The sequence below is a fragment of the Antarcticirhabdus aurantiaca genome, assembly GCF_009765365.1.
Classification (GTDB): Bacteria; Pseudomonadota; Alphaproteobacteria; order Rhizobiales; family Rhizobiaceae; genus Antarcticirhabdus; species Antarcticirhabdus aurantiaca.
Map to the genome: position 1 here is coordinate 116,614 of NZ_VTOM01000010.1, position 13,852 is coordinate 130,465.

Sequence of the window (13,852 nt, forward strand, 5' to 3'; positions counted from 1 at the left end):
ATGGCGACGGTGCGGCTGATCGCGGATGAGGAAGCGAGCGAGGCGGTGCGCGCCGTCTTCGACGATATCCGGACGACCCGCGGCTCGGATTTCGTCAACAACTTCTGGCGGGCGCTCGCCTGCGACCCCGTGCAGCTCGCGAGCGTCTGGGCGGAGGTGAAGGCGGTGATGGTGGCGCCGGGCACCCTCGACCCGCTGACGCGCGAGATGCTCTACATCGCCGTGTCGGTGACGAACGGCTGCTCCTACTGCATCCATTCCCACACGGCGGCGGCGCGGGCCAAGGGCCTCACCGACGCCGCCCATGGCGAGATGCTGGCGGTGATCGGCCTCGCGGCGAAGACCAACCAGCTTGTCAACGCGCTGCAGGTTCCGGTGGACCCGGAGTTCCAGGCCTGACGGTCCCGCGCGCGGTGCTCAGACGCCGCGCGCACGCGCCTGCGCCTCGTCGCGGCGCAGCGTCAGGACCTCGACGCCCGTCCGCGTCACCGCGACGGTGTGCTCGAACTGAGCGGACAGCTTGCCGTCGTCGGTGCGGACCGTCCACCCGTCGTCGTCGGTCGAGACCTCGCGGGTGCCCTGGTTGATCATCGGCTCGATCGTGAAGACCATGCCCTCGCGCAGCTTCATGCCCGTGCCCGGCCGGCCGAAATGGACCACCTGCGGCTCCTCGTGCATGTCGCGCCCGATGCCGTGGCCGCAATATTCGCGTACGACCGGATAGCCGGCGGCCTTGGCGTGGCGCTCGATGGCGGCGCCGATGTCGCCCAGATGCGCGCCGGGCCGCACCTGGCCGATTCCCTTCCACAAGGCTTCGCGGGCGACGCGAACGAGGCGCCGGGCCGCAGGCGACGCGTCGCCGACGATGAAGGTCTTGCTGGAATCCGCGATGAAGCCGTTCTTCTCGAGCGTGACGTCGAGGTTGACGATGTCGCCGTCGCGCAGGATCTCGTCGGCGCTCGGCACGCCGTGACAAACCACGTCGTTGATCGAGCAGTTCAGGACGTGCCGGAAGCCGTACTGCCCCTTGCTCGCCGGGCGGGCCGCGAGATCCACGGTGATGAAGCGCTCGACGAGGTCGTCGATCGCCAGGGTCGACAGTCCCGCGAGTTGGATCCCTTCGAGCATCTCGAAGACGGACGCCAGCATCCGGCCGGAGAGGCGCATGAGCGTGAGCTCGTCCGGGCTCTTCACCATGTCACGCGACTGCCCGCGGCGCCGGGAGGGCCTGCGCGGCCTTCAGCTGGCTCCTGACGATGTCGTTGAAGGACAGGGTCGGATTCGACTCGGCGAGCATGCCGATCTTCATCCAGAACTCGGCCTGCGCGTTGATGGAGCGGCACATCACGGTGCTGGCCCTCCGGACGTCCTCGTGAAGTTGGTCGTCGATCTTCACGATGCCCATGATGGTCTCCGGGTGCGGGAACATATGAAACGTATATGCTATGTAGCCTGGAGTGACAATCCGAGCAATGTCGCGGGCGGGTGTCAGGGCTCGAACATGCGAAGGGCCGCGAGCGACGTACGCGCTCGCGGCCCTTCGGAGGCGGATGGCCGGCAGCGCCGCCGGCCTGGCGGGATCAGAACTCGCCGGCGGTAAGACCCCGGCGGATCTGAGACAGGTCGACGCCCACCGGGGGCAGGCGGATGTCGTAGTCGGCATTGGGGCCGGCGCCGGGCAGAGAGCCGCCACCGATCGGAGCGACGCCGGTGCCGCCGATGGTCGTGGCGGCCGTCTGGTTGCCGGTGCGGGCGATGGCGTCGACGTTGGTCGAGTTGATCGAGGTGTCGCCCTCGGTCGCGGTGAGCGCGGTGCTGTCGGCCGGGTTGCCCGCGTTCGCGCCGCCCGTACCGGACACGGAACTGGTGGAGGAGGCGGAGCCGACCGCGTCGTCGCCGATCGCGGCGCCGCCCGTGCCACCAAGGCCGCTATTGGTCGTGGAAAGGCTGGAGCCTCCCCCGATGCCGCTGCCGGCACCGCCGCTCCCGACGCTGCCGCCGACGATGCTGCTGCCGCCGACGCTCGAGCCCGTGGCCGAGCCGCTGCCACTGATGCCGCCGGACGAGCCGCCGACATTGCCGCTGCCTCCCGAGCTTCCCGAAATCTGGGCACTGGCCGGCGCGGCCAGGGCGAGCGCGCAGACGGCGGCGAGACTGAAGGCAAGGCGGCTCATGACGAACGTCCCGTTCTGCCCGGGCGGGGCCCGGAATCCGATGATCCTGAAATCAATGCGCCTCGACCGGCCGGAGTTCCGCTTCTCTACCTGCGGATGCGGGCGCGCCCCTCGGGCGCGACGATGCGCCGGCCGCCGAGGCTCGGCCGGGTGACGGAGCTGGTGCCGATATCGGCCTGACCCCGCGCGAAGGCCCCGGCATTGACGCCGTTGAGCTCGGAGCGCCCCTCGGTCGCCCGAAGCTCGATCGGCGTTTCCGATCTTCCGCGCGGGACTTCGGGCGTGAGGTAGCTGTCGTCGAAGGCGCGGCCGTAGGTGCGCTCCTCCACCGTGTCGCCGAAGACTTCGGCGCCGGGAATGCGCGGCGCCGGCGGAGCGCGGCCGGCGCCGATCCGCGCGCCGGACATGGAGGAGCCGACGGCCGTGCCGGCGGGACCCGGATCGAAGGGCTGCGCGGCGGCAGGCCCGCCGACGAGCAGGGCGGCGATCAGAAGCGCCCCCGGCAGGCTCGCGGCAGGGATGCGGATGAGGGACGTTTTCTCGACGGGGCTCGGGGACATGCCCTCTATATGGGGCGTTCCGGCGCCGGGCGCGAGATCGGCCGAGACAAGCCTTTGAGAGCCGCTTATGGTTTCGTTGTGCGCCTGCGAAACGGTTCGCGGGCGGTTCGAACACCCAAGCGGAGCAAGAGTTCTCGCCATGGCCGCACGCATCGCCCGCTCCTCCTACGCCGCCATGTTCGGCCCGACCACCGGGGACCGGCTGCGGCTGGCCGACACGGACCTGATCGTCGAGGTGGAGCGCGACCTCACGACCTATGGCGAGGAGGTGAAGTTCGGCGGCGGCAAGGTGATCCGCGACGGCATGGGCCAGTCCCAGGCAAGCCGAGCCGAGGGCGCGGTCGACACGGTCATCACCAACGCGCTGATCCTCGACCATACCGGCATCTACAAGGCGGATGTCGGGCTCAAGGACGGCCGCATCGCGGCGATCGGCAAGGCCGGCAATCCGGACATGCAGCCGGGCGTGACGATCGTCGTCGGGCCGGGCACGGAGGCGATCGCGGGCGAGGGCAAGATCCTGACCGCCGGCGGCGTCGACAGCCACATCCACTTCATCTGTCCGCAGCAGATCGAGGAGGCGCTGTTCTCCGGCGTCACCTGCATGATCGGCGGCGGCACGGGGCCGGCGCACGGCACGCTGGCGACGACCTGCACGCCCGGCCCCTGGCACATGGCGCGCATGCTGCAGTCGCTCGACGCCTTTCCGATGAACGTGGTCCTGTCCGGCAAGGGCAACGCGTCGAAGCCCGCGGCTCTGGAGGAGATGATCCGGGCCGGCGCCGGCGCGCTGAAGCTCCACGAGGACTGGGGCACGACGCCGGCGGCGATCGACTGCTGCCTGTCGGTGGCGGACGACTTCGACGTCCAGGTGATGATCCACACCGACACGCTGAACGAATCCGGCTTCGTCGAGAACACGGTCGCGGCCTTCAAGGGGCGCACCATCCATGCCTTCCACACGGAAGGAGCGGGCGGCGGCCACGCGCCGGACATCATCAAGGTCTGCGGCCTGCCGAACGTCCTGCCCGGCTCGACCAATCCGACGCGGCCCTACACGGCGAACACGCTGGAAGAGCATCTCGACATGCTCATGGTCTGCCACCACCTCGACGCCTCGATCCCCGAGGACATCGCCTTCGCCGAATCGCGCATCCGGAAAGAAACGATCGCCGCCGAAGACATCCTCCACGACATCGGCGCCTTCTCGATCATCGCGTCCGACAGCCAGGCGATGGGGCGCGTCGGCGAGGTGATCATCCGCACATGGCAGACCGCCGACAAGATGAAGAAGCAGCGCGGGAGCCTCTCCGGCGAGACCGGCGACAACGACAACCTGCGCGTCCGCCGCTACGTCGCGAAGTACACGATCAACCCGGCGATCGCGCAAGGGTTGTCGAAGGAGATCGGCTCGGTGGAGGCGGGCAAGCGCGCGGATCTCGTGCTCTGGGACCCGGCCTTCTTCGGCGTGAAGCCGGCCATGGTCCTCCTCGGCGGCACCATCGTCGCCGCGCCCATGGGCGACCCCAACGCCTCGATCCCGACGCCCCAGCCGGTGCACTACCGCCCGATGTTCGGCGCCTTCGGCAAGGCGGTGGGCGCGAGCGGCGTGTCCTTCGTGTCGCGCTTCGCCGCAGAGGACGGGCTTCGCGAGCGGCTCGGCTGCGAGAAGGCGTTCGTGGCGGTTGAGAACACGCGCTCCGGGATCTCCAAGGCCTCGATGATCCTCAACGACCTGACCCCGCACATCGAGGTGAACCCCGAGACCTACGAGGTGCGCGCCGACGGCGAGCTCCTGACCTGCGAGCCGGCGACCGTGCTGCCGATGGCGCAGCGCTACTTCCTGTTCTAGGCTGACGGGCATGGCCAAACCCAAGCCTGCTTCCGAGCCCGACGACCTCTACGAGCGCGACTTCTACGCCTGGACCCAGGACCAGGCGGCGAAGCTGAGAGCGCGGGCGCACAACGCGATTGATTGGGACAATGCCGCCGAGGAGATCGAAAGTTTGGGGTCGAGCCAGAAGCGGGAGATCCGGAACCGGCTTCGCGTGCTCCTCGCGCATCTTTTGAAATGGCAATACCAAGCAAGCCGACGGAAGGTGGGTTGGCGACAGACGATCCGAGAGCAGCGACGGCAAATCGAGTCGGTGCTTGATGATAGTCCGAGTCTGAAAGCTCTTCCTGGCGAGATTCTCGCCGAAGTCTACGACAAGGCGATCGAGGATGCGGTCGACGAGACCCGTCTGCCGAGCAGTGTTTTCCCTGCCGCATGCCCGTGGACGATCGACGAGATCATCGATACGGCCTTCTTGCCCGGCGACGCGTGACTGCAGCGGCCGGCCGCTGGTGGCATCCTTTCCGATGCCGTATTTGAGCGAGCGGCAGTTCGCGGGGGTGCATCATGATCGTCGGAAGCAGCGTCAGGCATCGGGGCGACTGGGACGAGGCGGCGGACACGATCACGCTGGACGAGGAGATGCGCCACCGCCGGCGCATGGCCATGGTCTCGGACGGCGGCATCGCCTTCCTTCTCGACCTGCCCGAGGCGCGGCTGCTGCTCGACGGCGACGCCATCGAGCTGGATGACGGGCGACTGGTAGCGGTGAAGGCCAAGCCTGAGGAGCTTTACTCCGTGTCGGCCGCGAGCCCGCGGGCGCTCCTGGCGCTCGCCTGGCAGATCGGCAACCGGCACCTGCCGGCGGCGATGGGGGAGGGCACGATCCTGATCCGCCGCGACCGGGTGATCCGCGACATGCTGGAAGGGCTCGGCGGCCGTGTCGAGGAGATCGAGGCGGTGTTCGACCCGGAAGGCGGCGCCTATGCCGGCGCGAACCTCGCTGGCCACGGCCATGCGCACGATCACGGCCACCACCATCATCACGGGCATGACCACGACCACGACTGAAGCGGCCGGCGAAGCGGACCGCCGGGCGGCGCTGCTGCGGCTGTTGACGTGGCTGTCGCCGGCCTTTCCGGTGGGAGCCTTCGGCTGGAGCCACGGGCTGGAAGCGGCGATCGCGGAGGGGCGCCTGAGCGACGCGGCATCGGTGCGCGGCTGGATCGCGGCGCTGGTGACGCGCGGCAGCGGCTGGAACGACCTCGTGCTGTTCGCCGTGGCCTACCGGTGCGCAGCGGCGAGGGACGAGGCGGGCTTGGCAGAGGTCGGCGAACTGGCGCTCGCGCTTGCCGGCAGCGCCGAGCGGCGGGCCGAAACGGCGGCGCTGGGCGAGGCCTTCGCGGCGGCGGCCGCGCCCTGGAGCGAAACGGACGCCGCGCCCTATCCGTTGGCGGTGGCGCGGGTGGCGGCGGCGAACGGCGTTCTGCTCGGCGATGCGCTGGTTGCCTTCGCCCACGCCTTCGCCGCCAACCTCCTATCGGTGGCGGTGCGGCTGGTGCCGCTCGGGCAGAGCCAGGCCGTGGCCGTGTCGCGCGAGCTGGAGCCGGCGCTGCTGGCCGCAGCGCGGCAGGCCGAGGCGGCGAGCCTGGACGATCTCGGACAGGCGGCGCTATGGTCGGATATCGCCGCGATGCGGCACGAAACGCTCCAGCCGAGGCTCTTCCGATCATGACCAGCAGACACGGCCCCCTTCGCGTCGGCATCGGCGGCCCCGTGGGCTCGGGGAAGACGACGCTGGTGGCCAAGCTTTCCCAGGCCGCCCGCGAGCGCTGGTCGATCGGCGTGGTGACGAACGACATCTACACGGTGGAGGACGCCGAGGCGCTGACGCGCATGCAGGTGCTCCCCGCCGATCGAATCATCGGCGTCGAGACGGGCGGCTGCCCGCACACGGCGATCCGCGAGGACGCTTCGCTGAACCTCGCTGCGATCCGCGAGCTGAACCGGCGCCATGCCGGGCTCGACCTGATCCTGGTGGAATCGGGCGGCGACAACCTCGCCGCGACCTTCTCGCCGGACCTCGTGGACCTGTCGATCTACGTCATCTCCGTCTGCCAGGGCGACGACATCCCGCGAAAGGGCGGGCCGGCGATCACGCGCTCGGACCTCCTGGTGATCAACAAGACGGACCTCGCGCCTTACGTCGGCGCGGACCTCGAGCGCATGGCGCGCGACGCGGCCAAGGGGCGGGGCTCGCGGGAGACGGTGTTCGCCGACCTGTCGCGCTCGGTCGGGGTGGAGGCGATCCTCGACTTCCTGGCGCGCCACGGCGGGCTGCGCGCCCTGTCCTCGGCCGCCTGAGGGAACCCGTGCGCCTCTTCATCGAAAGCCCGCTCGCGGTTCTCGCCGACGGCGCGGAGAACGGCATCGTCGTCGAGGACGGGCGGATCGCCGAGCTGGTCCCGAAGGGCGCGGCGCCGGTCGGGCCGGTGGATGCGCGCTTCGACGCGCGCGAGCACGTGCTGCTGCCAGGGCTGATCAACACGCACCATCACTTCTACCAGACGCTGACGCGGGCGCACCCGCAGGCGATCGACAAGGAGCTGTTTCCCTGGCTCCAGGCGCTCTACCCGATCTGGGCGCGGCTCGACCCGGATGCGTTCCGCCTGTCGGTGCGCCTCGCCCTGACCGAGCTCCTGATGTCCGGCTGCACGACCGCCGCGGACCACCACTACCTCTTCCCCGAGGGGCTGGGACACGCCATCGACATCGAGGCGGAGGAGGCGCAGGCGCTGGGCATGCGCGTGACGCTGACACGCGGCTCGATGAACCTCAGCGTCAAGGACGGCGGACTGCCGCCGGATTCGGTGGTGCAGGACGAGGACGAGATCCTCGCCGACTGCGAGCGGCTGATCGGGCGGCATCACGACCTCTCCGAAGGCGCGATGGTGCGGATTGCCCTCGCGCCCTGCTCGCCCTTCTCGGTGACGAAGAGCCTTATGCGGCAGAGCGCCGAGCTGGCCGAGCGCCACGACTGCCGGCTCCACACGCATCTCGGCGAGACGGAGGACGAGAACCGGTTCTGCGAGGAGGTGTTCGGGTGCCGGCCGGTGGACTACCTGGAGGAGGTGGGATGGCTCGGCACCCGCACCTGGCTCGCGCACGGCATCCACTTCACCACGGAGGAGTGCCGGCGGCTGGGCGCGCACAAGGTCGGCGTCTGCCACTGCCCGGCCTCGAACGCGGTGCTCGCCTCCGGCTTCTGCCCGGTGAATGAATTGCGGGCGGCCGGCTCGCCGGTGGGGCTCGGCGTCGACGGCTCGGCCTCCAACGACGCGTCGAACCTCATTGAGGCGGCGCGGCATGCGCTGATGGTGGGGCGGCTGAACTACCGCTCGGCCGAGGCCGTGACGGCGCGCGACGTGCTGCGGATGGGCACGGAGGGCTCGGCGGCGTGCCTGGGGCGCGACGACATCGGACGCATCGCGGTGGGCATGCAGGCCGACCTCGCATTGTTCCGGCTGGACGAGCTGCGCTTCTCGGGGGCGCACGATCCGATCGCCGCGCTGGTGTTGTGCGGAGCGACACGGGCGGACCGGGTGATGGTCCGAGGTGATTGGCGGGTCGTGGACGGGCTGCCGGTGGGCGTGGATGTCGAGCGGCTGAGACGCGAGCACGGGGCGGCGGCGCTGCAGTTCGCGTGACATTTCGCGGCAGGACCGGAAGAGGCGCCGAACCCTCTCCCGTTTCGGGAGAGGGTGGCTGCGATGCGGAGGCATCGCGGCCGGGTGAGGGCTTCGTAGGGCGCAGGCGGGTCCGCGGACGAAGTATGCCAGCGGTTCAGCTGCGTGGCGCCGCAAACGGTCGAGCCAGCTGGATACCCTCATCCGCCCCTACGGGGCACCTTCTCCCGGAACGGGAGAAGGGGGCGGTGGACGCGTCGCGACCTTCGAGCCCTCATCCGCCTGCCGGCACCTTCTCCCCGGAGGGGAGAAGGGAGCAGCGTCGCCGCCCCGCCTACTGCGGCAGGGCGTAGGCGATCACCGCGTCGCCGCGCTTGGTGCCGAGCGAGCCGTGGCCGCCTGCCGTCACCACTAGGAACTGGCGGCCGCCCTCTTCGTAGGTCATCGGCGTCGACTGGCCGCCGGCGGGAAGGCGGGCCTTCCAGACCTCGGCACCGGTCGTCACGTCGTAGCCGCGCACGTAATAGTCGATCGTGCCGGAGTAGAAGGCGAGACCGGACGCGGTGAGGACCGCGCCGCCGAGGCCCGGGACACCCATCGGAATGGGTAGCGGCACCGGCGTCAGGTCGCGGACCGTGCCGTTCTTGTGCATCCAGCGGATCTCGCCGGTGGAAAGGTCAGCGCCCGCGACGTAGCCCCAAGGCGGCGCCTGGCAAGGAACGCCGATCGGCGACATGAACGGGCCCATCTCGACGGCATAAGGGGCTCCGAAGTTCTCGTTGAGGGCCGGCAGCGGGCCTTCCGGCGCGCCGTCGGTGACCACGAGCGCGTCGGGGTTCGGGCGCGGGATCAGCTTGGAGGTGAAGGCGAGATAGGTCGGCGTCGCGAAGACCATCTGGCGCACTGGGTCGACGGCGACCGAGCCCCAGTTGAAGACGCCGAAATTGCCGGGATAGATGATCGAACCTTCCAGGCTCGGCGGCGTGAAGCGGCCCTCGTAACGATGCTGATGGAAGGCGATGCGGCAGGCGAGCTGGTCGAACAGCGTCGCGCCCCACATGTCCGTCTCGGTCAGTGCCGGCGGGTTGAAGGACAGGGCCGAGTGCGGCTGCGTCGGTGCCGTGAAGTCGCCGGGGACGGCGCCCTGGGGCGCTGGCTCCTCGCGCACGGGCAGGATCGGCTCGCCGGTTTCGCGGTTGAGCACGAAGAGCTCGCCCTGCTTGGTCGGCTGGATGAGGGCGGGGACCCGCTGGCCGTCGCGCTCGATGTCGAAGAGCGTCGGTTGGGAGGGAACGTCGTAGTCCCAAAGGTCGTGGTGGACGGTCTGGAAGTGCCAGGCCACTGTGCCGTCGCTGATGCGCAACGCGACGACCGACGAGGAGAAGCGCTCGACGTTCTCGGAGCGGTCGCCGCCGAACTGGTCCGGCGGCTGGTTGCCGAGCGGCACGTAGACGAGCCCCAGCGCCTCGTCGACGCTCATGATCGACCAGGAGTTCGGCGAGTTCGGCGTGTAGGCCTCGCCCGGCTGGAGGGGGGCGGTGTCTACCGGATTGCCGGAATCCCAGTTCCAGACGAGGTCGCCGGAGGGGATGGAATAGGCGCGGATGACGCCCGAAGGCTCGGTGGTCGACACGTTGTCGAGAACGGTGCCCCCGACGATCACCCGGTCGCCGAGGACGATGGCCGGCGAGGTCGAGTAATAGGAGCCGGGATTGATGTAGGGCATGCCGTTCCACAGATCGACCTGCCCGTCGCCGCCGCCGAAATTGGCGCAGACCGAGCCGGTCTCGGGATCGAGCGCGACGAGGCGGCCGTCGGCGGTGGCCATGAACAGCATGGCGTCGCAGAAGGGCACGGTGCGCTGGACGCTGGCCGCGAGCGGCAGGTTGCCGACCGGCGAGCGCGGGTCGGTGGGCGGCAGCGTGCCGCTGTCGGGGAGCGGCGGGGTTTCCTGGAAGGTTGAGGGCTCGTTGCTGCGCTGCGCCTCGGCCGGAGACTCGGACGAGCCGGTGGTGGCGGTCGCGGGCGGCGAGGTCTCGGATCCCGGCGTCTGGGGCGCGACGGCGGCCTGAGCGACCTGCGTGGCGGCGGCAGGTGCGTCGAGGGCGGCACTCGGCGCGGGCGGGGCGAGGCCCGTCGGCGGCTTGTAGGACACGCCGCGGCAGGTGAGGTGTTGGAGCGCCAGCTCGCCGCGGATCTGCAGGTCGGTGCGCCACACCTCGGCGCCCGTGCCCGCGTCGAGGGCGACGATGGCCTGGTGCGGCGTGCACAGGAAGAGCCGGTTGCCGACCTTCAGGGGCACGGACTGGAAGGTCGTCTCCTCCGGATCGTTGGGCTGGGACACGTCACCGGTGTTGTACTGCCAGGCGACCTGGAGATCGGACACGTTCTCGGGGGTGATCTGGCCGAGCGGCGAGTAGCGCTGACCGTCCGAGGTGCGGCCATAGGCCTGCCAGCCCTCCGCTGGAACGCCGCGCGGGTCGGGTTGCGGACCGTTCGCCGTTTCGATGCGGCCCTCGATGCGGTGCTGGTCGAGGAAGAGGCTGGCGAGCGCGCCGACGAGCGCCACGGCGAGAACGGCGGTGAGCGCGAGGCCGGCGCCGCGGAAGGCGGAGGGTTGGGGCGTGCGGCCGTCGAGGGCGTCGGCGACCGTGGTGATGCCGAGGCGCCGGGTGACCGGCGGCGTGATCAGGAACAGGCCGATGAGGACGACGACGCCGCCGCGCGCGGCGAGCGGCCACCAGTCGAGGCCGACCTCCCACAGCGCCCAGACGAAGGTGCCGAGCACGAGAAGCGCGTAGACCAGAAGGGCGGCGGGGCGGCGCGCGATGAGGAGCGCGCCGGTCAGCACGAAGCCGATCCCGGCCGCGAGGTAGTAGAGCGAGCCGCCGAGCCAGGCGAGCCAGCCGCCGCCGGCCAGCAGGACGAGGCCGAGAACGGCCAGGATGACGCCGACGGTGCTCGTCAGCGCGGTGTGTCGTACCGGTGCCATGGTGCCCTTCGCATGTCCCTGTCCGGCCGTGACATGCCGCGATGCGAAGAGCGATCAAGAGGCGAATGCCCCGAGCGGCCCACAATCCTCCTGGGGATCGATGTTTGCGCGGCTCACGCCTCCAGCGCGAAGGGCTCCGGCAGGTCGAACTCCTGCAGGTTGTCGCCCGCGCCACCGCGATCGACGACGAGGAAGTCCGACACGTCGCCGAGGGCGATCAGCGGATGGTGCCAGGTGCTGCGCGCGTAGGAGACGCCCTGGCCGTCGGCGGCGAGGAAGGCGAGCGGAGCGCCGGGACGGCCGTCCTCGTCATGTGCCACGACGACGAGGTAGGGGCGGGGCGACAGCGGCACGAAGGCCTGGGAGCCGAGGGGATGGCGCTCCAGCATGGTGATCGTGACGGGCAGCGTGAACGGCTTGCCGCGGAAGATCGAGATGAGCGGACGGCCGCCTTCGGACGACACGTCGACGGGGGCGATGTCGTGGAAGCGGGTCGTTGTGCCCTTGTTGATTAGGCGGATCTCGGAGGCGTTGTCGGTCTCGATCACCTCGCCGAAGGGGCGGAAGGCGTCGGCGGTGAGGGGAACGGCGCGCAGGAGCTTCACGGGCGTGCTCACGCGCCGAAGATCGCGCGCACGCGGAAGGCCGCGATCGTCTCGACCTCGCGCGCGGCGGTGGCGAGCTCCGTCTCGCGGTCGTTGGGAAGGCGGCGCTCGAAGGCGGCGAGGATGTCGCCCTTCGTCAGGCCCTTGACCGCGATGATGAAGGGGAAGCCGAACTTCTCCTGATAGGCCGTGTTGAGTTCGGTGAAGCGTGTCAGCTCCTCGGGTGTGAGGCGGTCGAGCCCGGCGCCTTTCTGCTCGGCGGAGGAGTCGGCGGTGAGGTTGCCGGCCAGCGCCATCTTGCCCGCGAGGTCGGGATGGGCCTTGAGAACGCCGAGACGCTCCTCGGGGCTGGCTCGGCGGAAGGCTGCGTTGAGCGCGCCGGAAAGGCCGGCGGGCGAATCGTGGCCGTCGTGGAGACCGGCGGCGATGGCGCGCGTCGCGATGAAGGGCGAGTGCTCGAAGACGCCGCCGAAATATTCGACGAACTCGGTCTGCGTCATGCGGCTGGGCTTGAGGGCGGGCGCATAGGGGAAGTGCTCGCGCCAGTGGCGGGCGATGTCGGCGCGGGTCGCGACCCAGATGTCGTCGTGCGACAGGACGTAGTCGAGGAAGCGCTCCAGCGCCGCGGCCCGGCCCGGACGCCCGACGAGCCGGCAGTGAAGGCCGACATTGAACATCTTCGGCGCGCCGGCCCGGCCCTCGGCGAGGAGCACGTCGACAGAGTCCTTGAGGTAGGTGAAGAACTGCTCGCCCGTGTTGAACCCTTGCGGCGTCGCGAAGCGCATGTCGTTGGAGTCGAGCGTGTAGGGCAGGATCAGGAGCGGCCCGGCTTCGCATTCCTGCCAATAGGGCAGGTCGTCGGCATAGGCGTCCGACGAATACAGGAAAGACCCGTTCTCGGCGGCGAGCTCCAGCGTGTGCTGCGAGGAGCGGCCGGTGTACCAGCCGAGCGGCGCCTCGCCGGTGACCGCCTTGTGAATCTCGATCGCCTCCTCCATGTGGCGGCGCTCGTCCTCGCGGCTGTAGTCGCGATAGTCGATCCACTTCAAACCGTGGCTGGCAATCTCCCAACCGGCTTCGATCATCGCCGCGACCTGCTCGGGCGAGCGCTCCAGGGCCGTCGCGACGCCGTAGACGGTGACGGGCATCTGGCGGGCCGTGAACATGCGCCAGAGCCGCCAGAAGCCGGCGCGCGCGCCGTATTCGTAGATCGATTCCATGTTCATGTGGCGCAGCGCCGGCCAGGGCGCGGCGCCGACGATTTCCGACAGGAAAGCTTCCGACGCCGCGTCACCGTGGATCACCGCGTTCTCGCCGCCCTCCTCGTAGTTCACGACGAACTGGACGCAGAGCTTGGCGCCGTTCGGCCACTTGGGATCGGGCGTGGTGCGGCCGTAGCCGCGCAGGTCACGGGGATAGCGGGAGGTCATGGAAAGCAGCCTCGTGGGACGCGTGTCGGGCGAGGGGTATGGCAAATGCGAAAAAGCGGCAAGCACGCCGTGCCGCCCGTTTTTCGCATCACCACCGCCGGTTGGAACGGGTCCAGCCTTTCCGCTGGACGGGGCGAGGCCCGGCGGTGCAGAGTGGTTGACCGGATGGTCAAAAAGCAAGGGAGCGCGCCGACATGGCCGACTCGACCGCCGGTTCCGGCCGGCTGACGACCCACGTTCTCGACACCGCGCTGGGCGTGCCCGCGCGGGGCCTGGGCGTGGAGCTGTTCCGCATCGAGGCGAACGGGGCGCGCACGAGCCTGAAGGCAACCGAAACGAACGCGGACGGCCGGGCGCCCGAGCCCCTGCTGTCGGAGGCAAGCTTCGCGCACGGGGTCTACGAGCTGGTGTTCCAGGCCGGAGCCTATCTCGACGGCACGGGGCAGAGCCTGCCGAGCCCGAAGTTCCTGGACGAGGTGGTGATCCGCTTCGGCATCGCCGAGGACCGGCACTACCACGTGCCGCTGCTCCTCTCGCCCTTCGGCTATTCGACCTATCGCGGGAGTTGAGC

At 69.9% G+C, this 13,852-nt stretch carries 15 protein-coding genes; 8 read left to right on the forward strand and 7 right to left on the reverse strand.

Translation table 11 applies throughout. The features are described 5' to 3' along the window. Positions 1-399 carry a carboxymuconolactone decarboxylase family protein gene (locus FZN60_RS13850; RefSeq protein ID WP_158874076.1) on the forward strand — a complete coding sequence of 133 codons (399 nt, stop codon included), beginning with the start codon at positions 1-3 and terminating at the stop codon, positions 397-399. A gap of 18 nt (positions 400-417) precedes the next feature. On the opposite strand, the gene map is transcribed toward FZN60_RS13850, so the two are convergent. The 4 genes from map to FZN60_RS13870 form a co-directional block, all read right to left on the reverse strand. After that, positions 418-1,197 carry a type I methionyl aminopeptidase gene (map, locus tag FZN60_RS13855; RefSeq protein WP_158874077.1) on the reverse strand — a complete coding sequence of 260 codons (780 nt, stop codon included), beginning with the start codon at positions 1,195-1,197 and terminating at the stop codon, positions 418-420. Position 1,198: 1 nt separating this feature from the next. After that, positions 1,199-1,405, reverse strand: a complete 207-nt coding sequence (locus FZN60_RS13860; protein WP_158874078.1) for a ParD-like family protein — start codon at positions 1,403-1,405, stop codon at positions 1,199-1,201. Between the two features lie 175 nt (positions 1,406-1,580). Further along, positions 1,581-2,174: a hypothetical protein gene (locus FZN60_RS13865; RefSeq protein ID WP_158874079.1), complete on the reverse strand. Its 594-nt coding sequence runs from the start codon at positions 2,172-2,174 to the stop codon at positions 1,581-1,583. Between the two features lie 86 nt (positions 2,175-2,260). After that, a complete protein-coding gene (locus tag FZN60_RS13870) occupies positions 2,261-2,734 on the reverse strand; it encodes a hypothetical protein (RefSeq protein WP_158874080.1) in 474 nt (157 codons plus the stop codon). A 139-nt stretch (positions 2,735-2,873) separates the two neighbouring features. On the opposite strand from FZN60_RS13870, the gene ureC reads away from it, so the two are divergent. The 6 genes from ureC (at position 2,874) to FZN60_RS13900 (ending at position 8,275) form a co-directional block, all read left to right on the forward strand. Continuing rightward, positions 2,874-4,586: an urease subunit alpha gene (gene ureC / locus FZN60_RS13875; protein ID WP_158874081.1), complete on the forward strand. Its 1,713-nt coding sequence runs from the start codon at positions 2,874-2,876 to the stop codon at positions 4,584-4,586. Between the two features lie 10 nt (positions 4,587-4,596). Then, positions 4,597-5,061, forward strand: a complete 465-nt coding sequence (locus tag FZN60_RS13880) for a DUF29 domain-containing protein (RefSeq protein WP_158874082.1) — start codon at positions 4,597-4,599, stop codon at positions 5,059-5,061. A gap of 74 nt (positions 5,062-5,135) precedes the next feature. Then, on the forward strand, positions 5,136-5,639 hold the full coding sequence (locus FZN60_RS13885) for an urease accessory protein UreE (protein WP_158874083.1): 504 nt from the start codon (positions 5,136-5,138) through the stop codon (positions 5,637-5,639). Further along, a complete protein-coding gene (locus tag FZN60_RS13890; RefSeq protein WP_246726794.1) occupies positions 5,554-6,303 on the forward strand; it encodes an urease accessory protein UreF in 750 nt (249 codons plus the stop codon). The genes FZN60_RS13885 and FZN60_RS13890 overlap by 86 nt, the downstream gene beginning before the upstream one ends. Beyond that, positions 6,300-6,932, forward strand: coding sequence for an urease accessory protein UreG (ureG, locus tag FZN60_RS13895; RefSeq protein WP_158874084.1), 633 nt, complete (start codon positions 6,300-6,302; stop codon positions 6,930-6,932). Before FZN60_RS13890 ends, ureG begins: the two co-directional genes overlap by 4 nt. 8 nt (positions 6,933-6,940) lie before the next feature. Further along, the gene (locus FZN60_RS13900) at positions 6,941-8,275 is read left to right on the forward strand and encodes an 8-oxoguanine deaminase (protein ID WP_246726795.1); all 1,335 of its coding nucleotides are present in this window, start codon (positions 6,941-6,943) and stop codon (positions 8,273-8,275) included. Positions 8,276-8,588: 313 nt separating this feature from the next. On the opposite strand, the gene FZN60_RS13905 is transcribed toward FZN60_RS13900, so the two are convergent. The 3 genes from FZN60_RS13905 to puuE all read right to left on the reverse strand — a co-directional run bounded on the left by FZN60_RS13905 (position 8,589) and on the right by puuE (position 13,281). Further along, positions 8,589-11,246: a PQQ-binding-like beta-propeller repeat protein gene (locus tag FZN60_RS13905; RefSeq protein WP_158874085.1), complete on the reverse strand. Its 2,658-nt coding sequence runs from the start codon at positions 11,244-11,246 to the stop codon at positions 8,589-8,591. A gap of 113 nt (positions 11,247-11,359) precedes the next feature. Further along, positions 11,360-11,863 (reverse strand): ureidoglycolate lyase, encoded by a 504-nt coding sequence (locus FZN60_RS13910; protein ID WP_158874086.1) that lies wholly within the window; start codon positions 11,861-11,863, stop codon positions 11,360-11,362. Then, positions 11,860-13,281 (reverse strand): allantoinase PuuE, encoded by a 1,422-nt coding sequence (gene puuE / locus FZN60_RS13915; RefSeq protein ID WP_158874087.1) that lies wholly within the window; start codon positions 13,279-13,281, stop codon positions 11,860-11,862. The genes FZN60_RS13910 and puuE overlap by 4 nt, the downstream gene beginning before the upstream one ends. Before the next feature lie 194 nt (positions 13,282-13,475). Between puuE and uraH the strand changes: the two genes are divergently transcribed. Next, positions 13,476-13,850, forward strand: a complete 375-nt coding sequence (gene uraH / locus FZN60_RS13920; protein ID WP_158874088.1) for a hydroxyisourate hydrolase — start codon at positions 13,476-13,478, stop codon at positions 13,848-13,850. Positions 13,851-13,852: the final 2 nt, after the last annotated feature.

What these genes read in the sequence shown, in the direction of transcription:
- FZN60_RS13890 (WP_246726794.1), top strand. Translation starts at nt 5,554, where the DNA reads ATGCCGGCGCGAACCTCGCTGGCCACGGCCATGCGCACGATCACGGCC.
- puuE (WP_158874087.1), bottom strand. Translation starts at nt 13,281, where the DNA reads ATGACCTCCCGCTATCCCCGTGACCTGCGCGGCTACGGCCGCACCACG.
- ureG (WP_158874084.1), top strand. Translation starts at nt 6,300, where the DNA reads ATGACCAGCAGACACGGCCCCCTTCGCGTCGGCATCGGCGGCCCCGTG.
- ureC (WP_158874081.1), top strand. Translation starts at nt 2,874, where the DNA reads ATGGCCGCACGCATCGCCCGCTCCTCCTACGCCGCCATGTTCGGCCCG.
- FZN60_RS13865 (WP_158874079.1), bottom strand. Translation starts at nt 2,174, where the DNA reads ATGAGCCGCCTTGCCTTCAGTCTCGCCGCCGTCTGCGCGCTCGCCCTG.
- FZN60_RS13880 (WP_158874082.1), top strand. Translation starts at nt 4,597, where the DNA reads ATGGCCAAACCCAAGCCTGCTTCCGAGCCCGACGACCTCTACGAGCGC.
- FZN60_RS13850 (WP_158874076.1), top strand. Translation starts at nt 1, where the DNA reads ATGGCGACGGTGCGGCTGATCGCGGATGAGGAAGCGAGCGAGGCGGTG.
- FZN60_RS13905 (WP_158874085.1), bottom strand. Translation starts at nt 11,246, where the DNA reads ATGGCACCGGTACGACACACCGCGCTGACGAGCACCGTCGGCGTCATC.
- uraH (WP_158874088.1), top strand. Translation starts at nt 13,476, where the DNA reads ATGGCCGACTCGACCGCCGGTTCCGGCCGGCTGACGACCCACGTTCTC.
- FZN60_RS13870 (WP_158874080.1), bottom strand. Translation starts at nt 2,734, where the DNA reads ATGTCCCCGAGCCCCGTCGAGAAAACGTCCCTCATCCGCATCCCTGCC.
- FZN60_RS13885 (WP_158874083.1), top strand. Translation starts at nt 5,136, where the DNA reads ATGATCGTCGGAAGCAGCGTCAGGCATCGGGGCGACTGGGACGAGGCG.
- FZN60_RS13860 (WP_158874078.1), bottom strand. Translation starts at nt 1,405, where the DNA reads ATGGGCATCGTGAAGATCGACGACCAACTTCACGAGGACGTCCGGAGG.
- map (WP_158874077.1), bottom strand. Translation starts at nt 1,197, where the DNA reads ATGGTGAAGAGCCCGGACGAGCTCACGCTCATGCGCCTCTCCGGCCGG.